Below are 15,073 nucleotides of genomic sequence, written 5' to 3'. Positions count from 1 at the left end.
CGAAGACGTCCTCGCTCGGAGGCTCAGGGTGCGCTCAGCGAGAGGACCTTCCCCGTGGGGATGGAGCGGTGGTCCTTGATGTTGTTCCACCGCATGATGTCCTCGACGGTGATGCCATAGCGCTGCGCCACGGACCAGAGCGTCTCGCCCTCGGCCAGCGCGTGCACCTTTCCGCCCGGCGTCCCCACGTTCGCGGCCACCTGCTTCGCCACCACCACCGTGCCCGCGCGCTCCTGCACCTGGGACGTGCCCTCGGGCCACACGTACACCAACGAGCCGACCTGCAACGTCGGGTTGCGGCGGCGCAGGTTGTTCCACTTCTTCAGGTCATCCACCGACACGTTGAACTTCGTGGCGATGACCCACAGGCTGTCGCCGGACTGCACGCCGTACGTCACGCGCTTGCGCCCGTTGAGCGTCTCCGTCTTCACCGGGCCCGCTGCCACGGGGCCCTTCGGAGTCCCCGCGGGAACCTCGTCCTCGGGCCGGTGCACCACCACGCCGCTGCGGCGGGCCTGCGCCACCTTGCTCGCCAGCGCGCCGCCACCCGTGGGGCCCGCCTTGCTCGCCGGCACCGGAATCACCAGGTCCGTGCCGAGCTTCAACGTCCGCGCGCTCTTGAGCCGGTTCATCTGGAGGATGGCCTCCGACGCCGTGCCGTAGCGCTCCGCGATTTGCGACAGCGTGTCGCCCCGCTTCACGGTGTGCACCCGGAACGTCAGTCGCTCGGCCGGCGAGAGCTTCTTGAAGCCCTCCACGAACCGGGGCGACGAGCCCGGGGGAAGCCGCAGCTTGTAGGGGTTCTTCGCGCTCGCCGGAGGCGTGCACCAGCGCTTCAGCTCTGGGTTCAGGTCCTGCACGTCCTGGATGTTCACCCCCGCCGCGCGCGCCACCACGTCCAGGTCCGTCGCGTCCGTCAGTTCCACCACGTCGAACTCGAGGGGCTGCTCGTAGTCGAACTCCTGCTCGGAGAAGCCGAACGCCGACGGGTTCTTCGCCACCAGCGCGGCGGCGATGAGCTTGGGCACGTAGTGCTTCGTCTCCTTCGCCAGGCCCTTCTCCTCCGACAGCACCCAGAAGTCGCGCGTGCCGTGGCGCTCCACCATGCGCCGCACGCGGTAGGAGCCGGTGTTGTAGCCCGCCCACGCGAGGTACCAGTGGCCCAGCTCCCTGTAGAGGTCCTTGAGGTACGTCGCCGCGGCGCCGGTCGCCTTGATGGGGTCCCTGCGCTCGTCCACCCAGAAGTCCTGCTTGAGGCCGTACTGCTTGCCGGTGCTGGAGATGAACTGCCACGGACCGGACGCGTGCGCCCACGAGTACGCGTGCGCGGAGAAGCCGCTCTCAATCATCGCCAGGTACACGGTGTCCCGAGGCAGGCCGTGCTTCTCCAGAATGGGCTGCATCACCGGCAGGTAGCGCGCGGAGCGGGACATCCACTTGCGGAACCAGCGCCGTCCGGGCCCCTGGAAGAACTGGATGTACTGCGCCACCAGCGGCTGCATCTCCACCGGGATGTCGTAGCGGTCCTGAATCAGCCCCACGTCGAACGCGGCCAGGTTGGTGATGAGCGGCAGCTGCTCCGGCGTGTCGTCCTCGCGGAAGGTGGGCTCCTCCAGCGCGTCCAGCATGCGCATGCGCAGCGGGTTCGCGAGCCCCAGTCGACGCAGGGACTGCATCACCTCCGCGCTCGGCCGGGCCGCCGGGTCCAGCGTCACGCCTTCCAGCGCGCGCAGTTCCTCCATCTCCGCGGACTCGGACTCCACCACCTCGCGCGTCGCCTCGGGCTCCCCGTCCGCGTCCTCCGCGTCCTGACCGTTCGCGATGGCCTGTTTGTCGTCGATCTCCGGCGCCCCACTGTTGCCCGGCGGCGACGACTTCTCTTCAGCGGCCACCGCGTTGCCGGAAGTCGACTGCGCCGTGCTCGGGGGCACCGGCGTCGTGCGCGCGGCCTGCGTCTTCGCCGCGTTGCCCGAGTTCGTGGGCGCCATGTTCGCGGTGGCGGGGGCCGTCTTCTCTCCGCCGGAGTTCGTGGGCGTCGCGGGCTTCACCCCGTTGCCAGCGACGGGGCTCGTCGCCTCGCCGGCACTCGCGGAGGCAGGGGCCTTCACCGTGTTGTTCGCGCTCGGGCTCGCGGCAGCACCGGCACTCGTGGAGGTCGGGTCCTTCACCGTGTTGTTCGTGCTCGGGCTCGCAGTAGCACCTGCACTCGCGGAGGCAGGGGCCTTCACGGTGTTGCCAGAGACAGTGCCGGCGCCCGTGGGCGCATCGACCTGGGCCGTGGAGCCAACAGCAGGCGAGGAAGCAGAGCCCTCGGTCTTCACCGCACCGGTGTTCGTGGGCTGGGTCTTCGTGACGCTGCCGCCCGTGGTGGGCGGCGTGTCCTTCACCGTCGAAGGGGTGGGGGCAACAGCCCGCGTCTCATCCGCGGCGAGCACGCGCATGCCGGGCGGAGGCGGGGGCATGGGCGGTGGCACTCCCTCCGAGAGAGGGAGCGAGGCCAGGTTCAGCACGAGCAGGCAGAGAGGCAGCATTTGGTCGCAGGAAGAGTGCGCCCAGAAGCAGGCGAAGGCCGAAGTATTCGCCCTTTTTCTTGACAGTCAAACAAGGAGTCGCGCGGTATGGCCGAACTCTGCACGCTCCGTGGGTGCGGCCTGCCAGGCGCTGACGCGTGATTACGGTTTGGCGGGCTTCCGAGTGTCCGCTGGCTTGCTCGACGGCTGATCGTCCACCGGCTTGCCATGCCCCGGCCCCAGGATTCGCGGCAGATACGTCGCGAAGTCGAAGTGGGGCGAGTTCTCCGGGTTGTGGCAGGTGACGCACACGGCTTCACCAGGAGACGCGAGGATGTTGTCGGCGCTCGGCTCGTCCGAGTGCGCGGAGCCAGGCCCATGGCAGCTCTCGCACCCGACGTCCTCGCGCCCGGCCACCTTGTCCAGCCGGCACACGCCACCGGGCTGCTCCCAGCCCGTGACATGGCACCCCACGCAGTTGAGGTGGTGCTGCTTGCCGACCTCTTCCAGCGTCTCCCAGGCGTGGTGGTGCTTGGACTTTTCCCACACCGGGAAGGACTCCTCGTGGCACGCGCGGCACGGCTCGTTGCCGACGAATCCCGACTCACCCTTGGCGGGAACAGGGCAGTCCTGACCGTGCTCCTTCGCCCAGGCGAGGTTCAGCTTGCCCACCTCCGCGTCGTAGCGCGCCACCAGCGCCTGCGCGTCCGGCAGCGAGGGCAGTCCCGACTCCAGCGGCACGAAGCGCACCGTGAAGCCGTTGACGTCCGTGGCCGCCGCGGGAGGCGCCGTCACCAGGGCCTGCCTGCGCGCCACCAACTCGTCGCGCTTGGCCTGCTTGAGCGCCTTGAGCTTCGGGTCGATGCCCGGGAGGTTGATGTCCTTGTCCAGGAGCGCGGTGCGCTGCTCCAGGGCGGCCACCTCTCGCTCCAGGTCGGCCTGTCCCTTCTGGAGCGCGAAGCGCCCCGGCTGTGGCGCGTAGCTCAAGTCCACGCGCACCAGCGAGCGCCCCTTGCTCTGCGGCGCGACGACGGGCACCGACGCCTTCACCAGCCGGTTCTGCTCACCACTCATCTCCGTGGCGGAGCGCGTGGACACCAGCACGTCCACCGCGAGCCCCGGCGTCTCCGCGGCCTTCTGCGCCTCTTCCAACGGCGCATCCAGCAGCCCCAGCACGAAGTCCGCGCCCTCCGCGCGGGCCTTGGCACTGGCCGCCACGAGCTGCGCGGGCGTCTCCCCCGCGACGACGCCCACCTTGCGAGCGCCCGCCGGCAACAGCTTCACCGCGCCGTCCGCGACCTCCGGCAGACCGAGCCCCTGGCGGAAGTCCGCGCCGCGTGTGTCATCCAGCGGCCCCGTGGCGCGCACCGACAGCCCCATCAGCCGCATGGCATCCGCCAGCGCCTTCGCCTTCAGCTCCTCCTGGGGAACCTGTCCGGGCTTGAGGATGGTCTCCCCGAAGAGGCTGTTGCCGCCGTCCACGTACAGCACGGGCAGGGTGGTGCCCTGGCGTGCCTCGCGCACCTGGAACGCCGCGCGGGCGATGCCGCCGCGCATGTTCTCGCTGCAGCCGCAGGGGCCCAGGTAGCCGCGTGTATCAGCGGAGACGAAGAGGATGGCGCCGGGCGCCGAACTGGACGCGGTGCCGACACCCGCCTCGGGTTCGGGCGGGTGGGGCGGCGGCTCCTTGCGCATGCACCCACCGAGCACCAGCACCAGGCCCCAGAGGGCGGCGAGGGGGACGGGGCGCGGCATGCGGTTCACCAGAGGATGCTCTGCACCAGTTCGTCGATCTTCTCGCCCATGGCCTCCAGCCCGTTCATCTTCGACAGGAAGCCGTCGGCGCCGACCTGCTCGGCCAGCTTGGACAGCTCGTCGTCGGGCAGGCTGGAGAACAGGACGATGGGGATGTCCTGGGTGCCGTACTCGTTCTTCAGCGTGCGGCAGATGTCGGTGCCCTTGGCCTCGGGCATGTGGATGTCCGTGAGGATGAGGTCCGGCCGCCAGCTCTGGAGCGTCTTCTCGAACTCCATGAGCGTGGAGGTGGCGACGACCTCGTAGCCGCGCGCTTCCAGCACGGCCTTCTCCATGGCGAGCGTGATTTCGCTGTCGTCAATCAGGAGGATTCTTCGCTTCTCGGACACGTCGACCTTCCTTGGGCTCCGTTTCTATCCTACCCCCACCCGGCGCACCAACGCCTTTCCCACGGGGTAAGACGGGGTGGTGTCGTGGACGTCCCCCTCCCGGTCGTCCGGGCGGGGGGCGGAGCCTGACTTCTTCCGGCAAACCCACCGAAAAGGAGTATGCAGGGCGCCATGATGCACCCAGACCGCCGAGCCTGGACGGCCCTTCTCCTGGTGGGGAGTCTCCTCTGGACGCTGCCCGTCGCGGCGCTCAATTCGGGCCTGGGGTCCCCCTCGTCCCCCGTGGACCGGCAGTCCCCCCACTCCACCACCCAGGGGTTCCTGGCCGCGGCCCACCGGGGGGACTACGCCACTGCGGCGCACTACCTGGACCTGGACTTCATCCCCCGCGCCCAGCAGCCCGAGCGGGGCGCCCAGCTGGCCCGCCGGCTCAAGTTCGTCCTGGACCGCAAGCTCTCCATCGACCTGTCCCTCTTGAGCAAGGTCGCGGAGGGTGACCCGGCCGACCCCCGCTTCGACCTGCTGGGCATCATCCCGCTGGAGGGCGCCAATGTGTCCATCCGCGTCCAGCGGGTGGCCCAGGACGGCTCCCTGGTCTGGGTGTTCAGCGAGTCCACCGTGCGGATGGTGGACCCCCTCTTCGAAACCTACGGCCCCCGCGTGGCGGAGTGGCTGCCGCCCTTCTTCTTCTCCGGCACCGTGTTCGGCCTGGAGCCCTGGCAGTGGCTGGGCCTGCTGGTGACGCTCCTGGGCTCGGTGGGACTGGCCCTGCTCCTGGAGCGGCTGTCTCTCGCGTTCGGGCTGCGACTGGCGAAGTGGACGCACCTCACCCTGGATGACCAGCTAGTGGCGGCGGGGCGGGGGCCCCTGCGGTTGCCGTACTTCGCGATACTCCTGGCGGCGGGCACGTCCCTGCTGCTGCTGCCGCGCCCGGTGCAGACGCTGTTCAACCGGCTGAGCTATTCGCTCATCATCATCGCGGTGGCGTGGTTCATCCTGCGCTTCCTGCGGGTGTTCGCCAACTTCGTGCAGAACCGCGTGTCGGGCGACATGCGCGACGCGGGCCGGGCCCGCTCGCTGCGCACCCAGTTCGCGGTGCTGCGCGCCGTCTTCGAGGCGGCGACCTATGTGGTGGCCGCCGCGCTGCTCCTGATGCAGTTCGAGGTGGTGCGCAACGTGGGCGTGTCGCTGCTCGCGTCCGCCGGTATCGCCGGTATCGTCATCGGCCTCGCGGCGCAGAAGTCCATCGCCACGCTGCTCGCCGGCATCCAGCTCTCCATCACCCAGCCGGTGCGCATTGGCGACCAGGTGGTGGTGGAGACCGAGTTCGGCACCGTGGAGGAAATCACCCTCACGTACGTGGTGCTGCGCGTCTGGGACCAGCGCCGCATGGTCATCCCGATTACCTACTTCCTGGACAAGCCCTTCCAGAACTGGAGCAAGTCCAGCACGGAGATGCTCGGGGCCGTCACCCTCCAGGTGGACTACTCCACGGACGTGGACGCGGTGCGCGGGGAGCTGCGGCGCATCGTCGAGCAGGACGCGAAGCACCTGTGGGACGGGCGGCTCCAGTCCGTCGTCGTGTTGGAGGCCCAGGACCGCACGCTCACCGTCCGCGCGCTCGTCAGTGCGGCCAACCCGGACAAGCTCTTCGACCTGCGCGCCCTCGTCCGTGAGCGGCTGGTCGCCTTCCTGCGGGCCCATCCCGAGTGGCTGCCCTTCACTCGCACCGAGTCCCGGCAGGCCCCCACCGCGCTGCCGCCCCCGGAGGCTCGGGACCCCCAGCCGGATGCCCCCCAGGACCTCCCTCCCACGGGCCCTCGCACCTCCTGAGACGGTGCGACAGAGACAGGGAGCCCTTGCCTGCCGGAAGGGTGTTTTGAATATTGGTGACGCCGCACCGTCGTTGCGTTGGAATTTTCGCACCTACCGCATGTGGGAGTCTTCGAGATGAAGCGTCATTCCAGGTTGTGCGGAGCCCTTCTGTCGCTGGCCGTCGCGGCGCCGTTGACCGCGGCCGCGCAGGACCGGGGCCGCACGGATGGGCCCGAGGAATCCGAGTATGGCAAGGGCGGCTATTCGGGCTCGAACAGCCAGGGTGTGTCGCTCCAGCTCGACTGGGGTGCGGCCATCAATGACAAGGAGCCCCCCGAGGACGCGCCGTCGGGCCCGCCGCTGTACGTGGGCGCCACGCTGTCGTTGTGGGGCGCGGACTGGTTCTCGCTCGACGCGAGCGCCGCCTATGTCTTCGACGGCGGTCGCTTCATCGGCATGGTGGGACCGAAGTTCCGCACCTGGGGCTGGCCGCTGGTGTTCACCGCGGGCCTGAGGGCCGGCGCCATCGTGATTCCCGAGGCGGAGGGGCTGCGCTTCGGCATCTCCCCCCAGGTGGGCGCCGAGATTCTGATGGGCCACCGGGACAACATCCTGCTGGGGCTCAACTACAACCCGGACATCCCCATTGGCGGTGGCGGCGTGACGCACCGGCTGGGCATGTCCATCGGTTACAGGTTCTAGGGGAGGTCGCTCGCCATGATTGCCCAAGTGCTCGCAGCCACGCTGGCGTTGGCCTCCAGTCAGGCCCCCGTCAGCCTCTCCTCCACGGGAGGAGGTCCGCAGGTCTCCCTGCCTTTCCCCACGGGCACCACGCAGACCTACAACATCATCCAGTGGGACCCGAACCAGTTGCCGCGCATCTACGAGCGCTCGGACCAGCTTCCCCTCACGGACGAGGAGCTGACCAAGCTGTCCCAGGCCGGCTTCGAGCCCGCGCAGCTGGTGAAGATGATTGAAGAGAGGCGCTGCGCATGTGACGCCAGCGCGGATGGCCTCATCAAGTTGAAGAAGGCCGGGGTGGACAAGAACGTGCTCGCGGCGGTGTCGCGCCACGGCATCGCGCCCAACCGGGAGCTGGAGCTGCTGGTGACGATGGACTTCACGGGTGAGAGCCGTGTCGCGCGCGAGGCGTTCCTCTATTTCTTCGTCGACGACGGGGACCTCACCCGCGTCTTCAGCGCCAACATCACGGACCTGCTCCAGCGCCGCAACCGCCACGAGACGACGGTGGACCGCAGCGACATCCTCGTCGCGCGCACGGTGCGCCGCGTTCAGCTCTCCGGGCGGGTGCCGCTGAAGACGTACGGCAAGCACAACGTGCTGGTGGTCGCCAGCGCCAGCCCCACGCTCACCCATCCCTCCCAGCTCACCCCGCAGGAACGGGCGAAGTCGCAGAGCTACACCTTCGACTATCCCCGCGCCTCGCTCATGAGCCTGTGCCGCCTGACGGCGGGGTACCGCCGTGACGCGGTGCTCAACTACAAATGGAACTTCGAGGGCAGCCGCTTCGAATGCGAATGGAACTAGGAGTCATACGCACCATGAAGACTCATCGCCTCATCCTGACCGCCTGCCTCGCCGCCTCGCTCGTCGCGTGCACTGGCCCGCGCGCGTACACGCGCGGGTCGTACGAAGACCCGAACGAAATCGAGATGCTGTCGGACCAGTTCAACGAGAACGACCTGCAGCTCATCGCCAAGAAGATGGCGGAGTCGCTGGCCAACTCGCCGCGCTTCTCCACGCCGCGTCCGGACGGCTCGCTGCCCATCGTCCTCGTGGGCAAGCTGAAGAACAGCACGTCCGAGCACATCGACATGCGCTCGCTGGGCGACAAGATTCAGACGGCGCTCGCGCAGACGGGCCGCTTCGCCATGGTGGACCAGGCCGCGCGCCAGGACATCGCGGAGGAGTACGAGTACCAGCAGTCGGGCTACGTGGACCCGAACGCTGCCAAGGGCCCGGGCGCGCAGGTGTCCGTGGACTTCATGATGACGGGAGACCTGGCCTCCATCATCCAGGAGGTCGGCCGCGACAAGCTCGTGTACTACAAGATGACGGCGAAGCTGAGCAACGTGCGCACCGGCCTCATCGAGTGGACGGACGAGAAGCAGATCCGCAAGAAGTTCGAGAAGCGCGGCGTCAGCTGGTAGCAGGCTGACGCAAGCCGCTGGCTCCACGCGAAGGCTCGACTGCTCATGACCTCTCTTCTCCGCCACCTGGCGCGCCCTCGAGGTGGGGGCGTGCTCGCGCTGGCGAGCGTGCTCCTGCTGACTGGCTGCGCGGGCGACTACGTGGCGCGCACGCGCGGCGTCCGCGTGTCCTATCAGTCGGAAGACTATCCGGGCGCGCTGGTGGGGCTCGACGCCGTCTCGAAAGAGGGCTCGGAGAAGGACGCGCTGCTCGTGCTCCTGGACAAGGGCATGGTGCTGCACGCCGCTGGCGAGTGGGCGGAGAGCAACAAGGTGATGGAGGAGGCGGAGCAGCTCAGCGCACGGCTCGACGGCGTCTCCGTCAGCGAGGAGGCGGGGGCGCTCGTGACGAACGAGCGTCAGCGCGCCTACCGCGGCGAGGACTTCGAGAAGCTGATGATCTCCGTCGTCCAGGCGCTCAACTACGCGGAGCTGGGAGACGACGAGGCGGCCATGGTGGAGGTGCGTCAGGTCAACGAGCGCCTCCAGAAGATGGTCACCGAGGAGAAGAAGCCGTACCAGCAGCTCGCCATCGCCCGCTACCTGGGCGGTGTCATCCGCGAGGACCAGCGCGACTGGGACTCGGCCTATATCGACTACGCGAAGGCGTACGAGTTGGAGCCCCGGCTGGGCGCGCTGGTGGAGCCCCTGCTGCGGCTGTCGAAGTACACCGGCCGCGATGACGTCTACACGGCGCTGAAGGAGAAGTACCCGGAGGTGGCCCATCCGCCCCTGGCCCGTGACGAGTCCCAGGTCGTGGTGGTGGTGGAAGCGGGGCTGTCGCCGGAGAAGCAGCCCACGTCCCGCGACTACGGCACCGGCGGCAACCTCATCGAGGTGCCCGTCTACCGGGACCGGGGCAGCGCGCCGTCGGTGCGCGTGCAGCTGGGCGACCAGGACGAGCGGGCGGTGACGGTGACGTCCCTGGCGGACGTCGCGCGGCTCCACCTGGACACCCGCATCGGCGGGATGCTGGCCAAGCAGCTCGCCAGCGTGGCGGTGAAGGCGGGCCTGGCGGCGGGCCTCGGCGCCGCGACCAAGAGCGAGGAGCTGGGCGTGCTGGCCTTCCTCCTGCTCAACGCTGGCAATGCGCCAGACCTGCGCTCCTGGCTTTCCTTGCCCGCTGAGTTCCAGGTGGCGCGCTTCCGGGTGCCGGCGGGGAGCCACACGGTCCGTGTAGAAGCGGGGGGACGGGTGTCGGAGCACACGGTGGACGTGAAGCCGGGCCGGGTAGGGTTGGTGGTGGTGCGGCGCTACTGAGTCGGCGGTTTTGTTGTGGCGGTTTTGTTGTAGGGTGCGCGCCCCATGTCGGTCCTGGCCACGGTGGCCCTCTACTCCCTCATCGTCGTCATCGGCGCGCTGCTTGGCGCGATGGTGGTGTTGTGGAATCAGCGGCCCACGCAGCTGGTCCGCTTCCTCGCCTTCGCCGCGGGCGTCATGCTGGGCGCGGCCTTCTTCCACATGTTGCCGGAGGCGTACGAGGGCGGGGGCTGGTGGGCCTTCGCGCTGGTGCCCGCGGGCTTCGTCTTCCTGCTCGTGCTGGAGCGCTACCTGGTGGCGCACGCGGGTGAGGACCTGCCCGGAGACCACATGTCCGGCAGCGGGCGCTCCCCCGCGCAGGCCGGGCAGGTGCTGGGGCTCACCGCGTTCCTCGGGCTGTCCACGCACACGCTGTTCGACGGCATCGCCCTGGGCTCGGCGGTGGAGGAGGGCGTGGGGTTGATGGCGCTCCTGGCCATCGTCGCGCACAAGGTCCCCTCCGCGCTGTCGCTCGCCTCCATCCTGAAGACGGAGGGGCGCTCGCGAAGCTCCATCCTCCTGCTCTCCGTGCTGTACGGGTTGATGGTGCCGGCGGGCGCGCTGCTGTACTTCGCCTTCGACGCGGTGCTGCGCTTCGAGAGCATGGCGCCCAAGGCGCTGGCCTTCTCCGCGGGCACGTTCCTCTACATCGCCGTGTCGGACCTGCTGCCGCACGTGCACCGGCACGGCAAGGACCAGCCGGGCCGCAACGTGCTGGCGCTGTTCGTGGGACTGGCCCTGATGTTCGGGCTCGCGCGTCTGATGGGGCATCCGGCGCACTGAGCCTGCTCGCTCGTGCGCTAAAGCCTCGCGCTCCGGAGTTTCGTCACAAACCATCATTCGGTGCTCTCTCCACCAGGGAGGGGCCGCACGCGCCTGGGCTGACGGCCGGGCGGACGGTGCCTCGACGGAGGGCCGGAAGCGATGAGCACACCCAGTGGCGTGGCGGAGGGCCCGGGCATGGTCTCCCCCGGCGCGGGGAATGCCCCCACGCACGCGGGCTCGGAGTTCGAGGACGCGGTGCTCCAGGGCCTCATCCATGGAGGCTCCGCGAGTCCGGTGCCTCTCCCGGGAGACAGGCTGGGAGGCCTGGACGGCCGTCGGTACGAGGTCCTCGGTCTGCTGGGCGGCGGCGGCATGGGGCAGGTGTTTCGCGCGGTGGACCACGAGCTGTGGCGCACGGTGGCGCTGAAGTTCCTCGCCGCGCACCGGGGCCTCGCGACGCCCTCGCTGCTGGCCGCATTGCGCGAGGAGGCGCAGGCGATTGCCCGGCTGGACCACGAGAACATCGTCCGCATCCATGACGTGTCCGCGTGGAACACCGGGACGCTGGCGCAAGGCGAGGAGGTGCCGCTGCGCGTGCCCTTCCTGGTGATGGAGTTCCTGGAGGGCGAATCGCTGCAGCGAATGCTGCGCCGGGAGCGACCCGACTTGCGGCGCACGTTGGACCTGATGACGGACGTGGCCGCGGGGCTCGCGCATGCGCATGAGCGGCGACTGGTGCATCGCGACCTCAAGCCCGCCAACGTCTTCGTGCTCGCGGATGGCAGGGCGAAGCTGCTCGACTTCGGCCTCGCGCGCTCACCGGCCGGACCCGCCCTGGCGCCCGAAGCCGCGCGCGCGGGGACTCCCGCGTACATGGCTCCGGAGCAGTGGCGGGGCGAGCCGCCAGACGCGAGGGCCGACGTGTGGGCCGCGGGGCTGTTGCTCTACGAGTTGCTCACCGGCGAGCACCCACTGCCGCGCTCGAAGGCGGCCGAGCTGCGTCTGCACATCCCTTCATCCCAGCCCATGCCCTCGGCGAGCTGGAGATGTCCCGGGTTGCCGGAGGAACTCGTGCGACTGGTGGCCTCGGCGCTGGCCAAGGACCCGGCGGAGCGGCCGGCGAATGGAGGCGAGCTGCTGGAGCGACTGCGCGGCTTGCGTCGACTGCTGGCGCTGGACGTCAACTCGGCCTCGCGCTCGAGCATCTCCGGTCGTCGATTGGTGACGCTGGTGTCGTGCCGGCTCGCGCAGGAGCGCGGTGGAATGGAGCGCCTGGACCCGGAGGATTGCAGCGAGTTGGAGGGCGCCTTCCACCAGGGCTGCACGCGCATCATCCACGAGCACGCGGGCGCGATGACGCTCGCGGTGGGCGCGGAGGTGCTCGCGTGCTTCGGTTTTCCCGTGGCACGCGAGGGGGATTCGGAGCGGGCGGTGCGCGCGGCGCTGCGGCTGCAAGAGGTGCTTCCCGGTGAGCTCGCGGGGCTGGGGCCTCCGGGTGTGGTGGTGAAGGTGGGGCTGCACACGGACCGCGTGGCGTTGGCGGATGCCTCTCCGCTGCTGCACGGCACGGCGCCTCCCATGCAGGGCGAGGCGCCCAAGGTGGCCTCATGGCTGGCCGCACAGGCGGGGCCCGACGCGGTGCTGCTCACCGAGGGCACGCATGCGTTGGTGCGAGGCCGCATCCGCACGCGCTCACTGGGGGCCTGGGCCTTCGAGGGACTGTCGGGCACGTCATGGCTGGACGTGCATGAAGCGCTGGGAGAGCGGCCGGGTGCGAGCCGGTTCGACCGGGCCCTGGTGGTCGGCGCGTTGTCGCCGTTGGTGGGCCGCGAGCGAGAACTCCAGCGGCTCACGACGTGGCGGGCCGATGCGCTGAGTGGACGCGGTGTGGGCGTCCTGGTGCGAGGAGACGCGGGCATCGGCAAGTCGCGACTCGTCCAGGAGCTGCATGACCGGGAGGCACCGGGGACGAGCACCTGGGCGCGTTGTCAGTGCGGCGTGCGGGGAACGGGCAGCGCCTTCCATCCGCTCATCGACTGGTTCCAGCGCTTCCTGGGCTTCGCCCGCGACGACGCTCCCGAGCGCAAACTCGAGCGTCTGGTGGAGCGGCTGGGCGTGCTGGGCGTGGACGTGGAGCTCTCGTGTCCGCTCGCGTCGTTCTTGTCGCTGCCTGTTCCGGAAGGCTCGCCCTTCCTGCACCTGTCCGGTGAGCGGCAGCGGGCCGCGATGATGAAGGCCTTGGTGGAGGTGTTCCGTCACGAGGACGTGCGCAGGCCGGTGGTGCTGGTGGTGGAGGACCTGCACTGGGCGGACCCTTCCACCCTCCAGTTTCTCGGAGTTCTGCTGGAGCGGTTGGAGGGGACTCGCCTGTGTGTGTTGCTCACCGCGCGCCCGGGCGTCACGCAGGTGTGGAGCGAGCACGCGGCGCTCCATTTCCTGGATGTGGAGCCCCTGCCTCCCGAGGCCACCGCGGCGCTGGTGCGCGAGGTCGCTGGCCAGCGCGCCCTGACTCCAAAGACGGTGGCGCGACTGGTGTCACGGACCGATGGAGTCCCCCTCTTCGTCGAGGAGCTGACGCGGGTGGTGGTGGAGCAGGAGGCCGTGCGAGGGGACTCGGGTGAGACGCTCTCCGCGGTGCCCGCGGTGTTGCACGAGCTGCTCCTCGCGCGCCTGGACCAATTGCCTCCCCGGCAGCGCTCCCAGGTGCAGCTCGCGGCCACGCTGGGGCGCGAGTTCAACTACGAGACGCTGCGCGCGGTGTCCTTCCTCCGGGAAGACGAGCTGGAGCCGGAGCTGGAGCGACTGGAAGAGGCGGGACTGCTCTTCCGGCAGGGCCAGCCGCCATGCACCACGTACGCCTTCCGACACGCGCTCATCCAGGAAGCGGCCTACCAGTCGCTCCTGCGCAGCACACGTCAGCGCTACCACGGTCGCGTCGTGCAGGTGCTCTCCGAGCAGTTCCCCGAGGTGGTGGAGGAGCAGCCGGAGCTGGTGGCCCACCACGCCACGCTCGCGGGGCTGACGCGCCAGGCGGCGGAGTTCTGGCGGAGCGCGGGCCAGCTCGCGGGCGCGAAGTCGGCCTTCCCGGAGGCCATCAGCCACTACTCGCGGGCGCTGGGACAACTGGAGCTGTTGCCTCCCTCTCGCGAGCGGGATGAGTTCGACATCGTGCTGCGCGTCGAGCTGGGACAGGCGCTGGTGGCCTCGAAGGGATTCGGAACGCGCGAGGTGGAGGACGCCTTCACCCGGGCCGCCGCGCTGTGTGACCCATCTCAATGCATCCCCACGTCGCTCTTCTGGGGACTGTGGAACATCGCGCTGGTGCGAGGGGATGGTGAAGGCATGGACCGCCTCGCGGAGCTCTTCCGCTGCCAGGGAGACGAGCACGCGGACCTGGAGGCGCGCGTGGTGCTGCACGGCGCGCTCAACAGTCAGGCGTTCTGGCGCGCGGACTACACATCGTGTCGAAGCCATGGCCTGGAGGTGAAGGCCCTGCTGGGCCGGGAGGGAGTGGCGGAGCAGCTCGCGCAGATTCGCGGTGGGCGGCTGGGCCATGCCTCCGAGCAGTGCCTGCATGCGCTGATGTACCTGGCGGTGAGCGAGCTGGTGCTGGGGCACACCGACACCGCGCTCGCGACGCAGGCGCAGGCCTTCGCCCTCGCCGAGTCCATGAGCCATCCCTATGCCATCGCCACGGTGTCCGTCTTCGGAGCGATGCTGGCGCTGGAGCGTGGAGACCCGGCGACAATGCTGGAGGTGTCAGGGCGGGCCGTGGGCCTCTGTGTCGAGTACGGCTTTCCGTTGCCCCTGGTGGGGAGCATCTGCCTGCACGGGCTCTCCCTGGCGGTCCTCGGAGACGTGGAGGGCGGCGTCGCGCGTGTCCACGAGGGAATCGCGTTGATGAACTCGCTGGGCGCGACGCTGCTCCAGGGCGCGTGCCTGACGACGCTGGCTCGCGCATACCTCGCGGGAGGGAAGGTCGACGAGGGGCTGGCCGCCTTGAGTCAGGCGCGGGTCCATGTGGAAGGGCGCGTGGCGCGCCATCCCCTGGCGACGTTGTTGCGAGTCCACGGGCAGCTTTTGTTGCTGCGAGGGGACATGGGCGAGGCGCGCGAGTGCTTCCGACGCTCGCTCGCGGTGGCTCGAGACACAGGCGCGCGACTGCATGAGCTGGGCGCGGCGGTGGAGTTGGCGAGGCTTGCGCGGCACACCGATGAAGCGGCGGAGGCGCGCGTGCTGCTGGAGTCGCTGAAGGAAGTCTTTTCAGGGAGCCAGGCGCTCGCGGATGCCTGGGCCGCGCGTGCGCTGCTGGCGGAGTGGGACTGACGGC

General features: G+C 69.6%; 10 protein-coding genes. 7 read left to right on the top strand and 3 right to left on the bottom strand.

The window, feature by feature from the left end; translation table 11 throughout:
• Positions 1–23 precede the first annotated feature (23 nt).
• The 3 genes from HUA78_RS04225 to HUA78_RS04215 all read right to left on the bottom strand — a co-directional run bounded on the left by HUA78_RS04225 (position 24) and on the right by HUA78_RS04215 (position 4,654).
• On the bottom strand, positions 24–2,462 hold the full coding sequence (locus HUA78_RS04225) for a LysM peptidoglycan-binding domain-containing protein (protein ID WP_254623539.1): 2,439 nt from the start codon (positions 2,460–2,462) through the stop codon (positions 24–26).
• 210 nt (positions 2,463–2,672) lie between these two features.
• Entirely contained in the window at positions 2,673–4,265 is a 1,593-nt protein-coding gene (locus HUA78_RS04220; protein WP_174475709.1) for a multiheme c-type cytochrome, read from the bottom strand.
• A 5-nt stretch (positions 4,266–4,270) separates the two neighbouring features.
• Complete coding sequence (locus HUA78_RS04215) at positions 4,271–4,654, bottom strand: PleD family two-component system response regulator (RefSeq protein WP_015351808.1); 384 nt, start codon at positions 4,652–4,654, stop codon at positions 4,271–4,273.
• A 171-nt stretch (positions 4,655–4,825) separates the two neighbouring features.
• On the opposite strand from HUA78_RS04215, the gene HUA78_RS04210 reads away from it, so the two are divergent.
• The 7 genes from HUA78_RS04210 (at position 4,826) to HUA78_RS04180 (ending at position 15,069) form a co-directional block, all read left to right on the top strand.
• Entirely contained in the window at positions 4,826–6,487 is a 1,662-nt protein-coding gene (locus tag HUA78_RS04210; RefSeq protein WP_174453082.1) for a mechanosensitive ion channel family protein, read from the top strand.
• A gap of 117 nt (positions 6,488–6,604) precedes the next feature.
• Entirely contained in the window at positions 6,605–7,171 is a 567-nt protein-coding gene (locus HUA78_RS04205; protein WP_141647881.1) for a hypothetical protein, read from the top strand.
• Between the two features lie 15 nt (positions 7,172–7,186).
• On the top strand, positions 7,187–8,017 hold the full coding sequence (locus HUA78_RS04200; RefSeq protein ID WP_174461530.1) for a hypothetical protein: 831 nt from the start codon (positions 7,187–7,189) through the stop codon (positions 8,015–8,017).
• Between the two features lie 14 nt (positions 8,018–8,031).
• A complete protein-coding gene (gene lpoB, locus HUA78_RS04195; protein ID WP_174461529.1) occupies positions 8,032–8,640 on the top strand; it encodes a penicillin-binding protein activator LpoB in 609 nt (202 codons plus the stop codon).
• 45 nt (positions 8,641–8,685) lie between these two features.
• Positions 8,686–9,939: a COG3014 family protein gene (locus HUA78_RS04190; protein ID WP_174461528.1), complete on the top strand. Its 1,254-nt coding sequence runs from the start codon at positions 8,686–8,688 to the stop codon at positions 9,937–9,939.
• A 45-nt stretch (positions 9,940–9,984) separates the two neighbouring features.
• Positions 9,985–10,761 (top strand): ZIP family metal transporter, encoded by a 777-nt coding sequence (locus tag HUA78_RS04185; protein WP_141647885.1) that lies wholly within the window; start codon positions 9,985–9,987, stop codon positions 10,759–10,761.
• Between the two features lie 141 nt (positions 10,762–10,902).
• Positions 10,903–15,069 (top strand): protein kinase, encoded by a 4,167-nt coding sequence (locus tag HUA78_RS04180; RefSeq protein WP_174475708.1) that lies wholly within the window; start codon positions 10,903–10,905, stop codon positions 15,067–15,069.
• Positions 15,070–15,073 lie beyond the last annotated feature (4 nt).

The organism is Myxococcus sp. CA033 (assembly GCF_013336625.1).
In the GTDB taxonomy this organism is placed as follows: domain Bacteria; phylum Myxococcota; class Myxococcia; order Myxococcales; family Myxococcaceae; genus Myxococcus; species Myxococcus llanfairpwllgwyngyllgogerychwyrndrobwllllantysiliogogogochensis.
Note: the sequence above shows the minus strand (reverse complement) of the source record. Positions and strands in the feature narration are given on the sequence as shown.

Bases quoted from the DNA above. Each gene is read 5' to 3' on its own strand.
- HUA78_RS04225 (WP_254623539.1), bottom strand. From the start codon at position 2,462: ATGCCCCCGCCTCCGCCCGGCATGCGCGTGCTCGCCGCGGATGAGACG.
- HUA78_RS04220 (WP_174475709.1), bottom strand. From the start codon at position 4,265: ATGCCGCGCCCCGTCCCCCTCGCCGCCCTCTGGGGCCTGGTGCTGGTG.
- HUA78_RS04210 (WP_174453082.1), top strand. From the start codon at position 4,826: ATGATGCACCCAGACCGCCGAGCCTGGACGGCCCTTCTCCTGGTGGGG.
- HUA78_RS04205 (WP_141647881.1), top strand. From the start codon at position 6,605: ATGAAGCGTCATTCCAGGTTGTGCGGAGCCCTTCTGTCGCTGGCCGTC.
- HUA78_RS04200 (WP_174461530.1), top strand. From the start codon at position 7,187: ATGATTGCCCAAGTGCTCGCAGCCACGCTGGCGTTGGCCTCCAGTCAG.
- lpoB (WP_174461529.1), top strand. From the start codon at position 8,032: ATGAAGACTCATCGCCTCATCCTGACCGCCTGCCTCGCCGCCTCGCTC.
- HUA78_RS04190 (WP_174461528.1), top strand. From the start codon at position 8,686: ATGACCTCTCTTCTCCGCCACCTGGCGCGCCCTCGAGGTGGGGGCGTG.
- HUA78_RS04185 (WP_141647885.1), top strand. From the start codon at position 9,985: ATGTCGGTCCTGGCCACGGTGGCCCTCTACTCCCTCATCGTCGTCATC.
- HUA78_RS04180 (WP_174475708.1), top strand. From the start codon at position 10,903: ATGAGCACACCCAGTGGCGTGGCGGAGGGCCCGGGCATGGTCTCCCCC.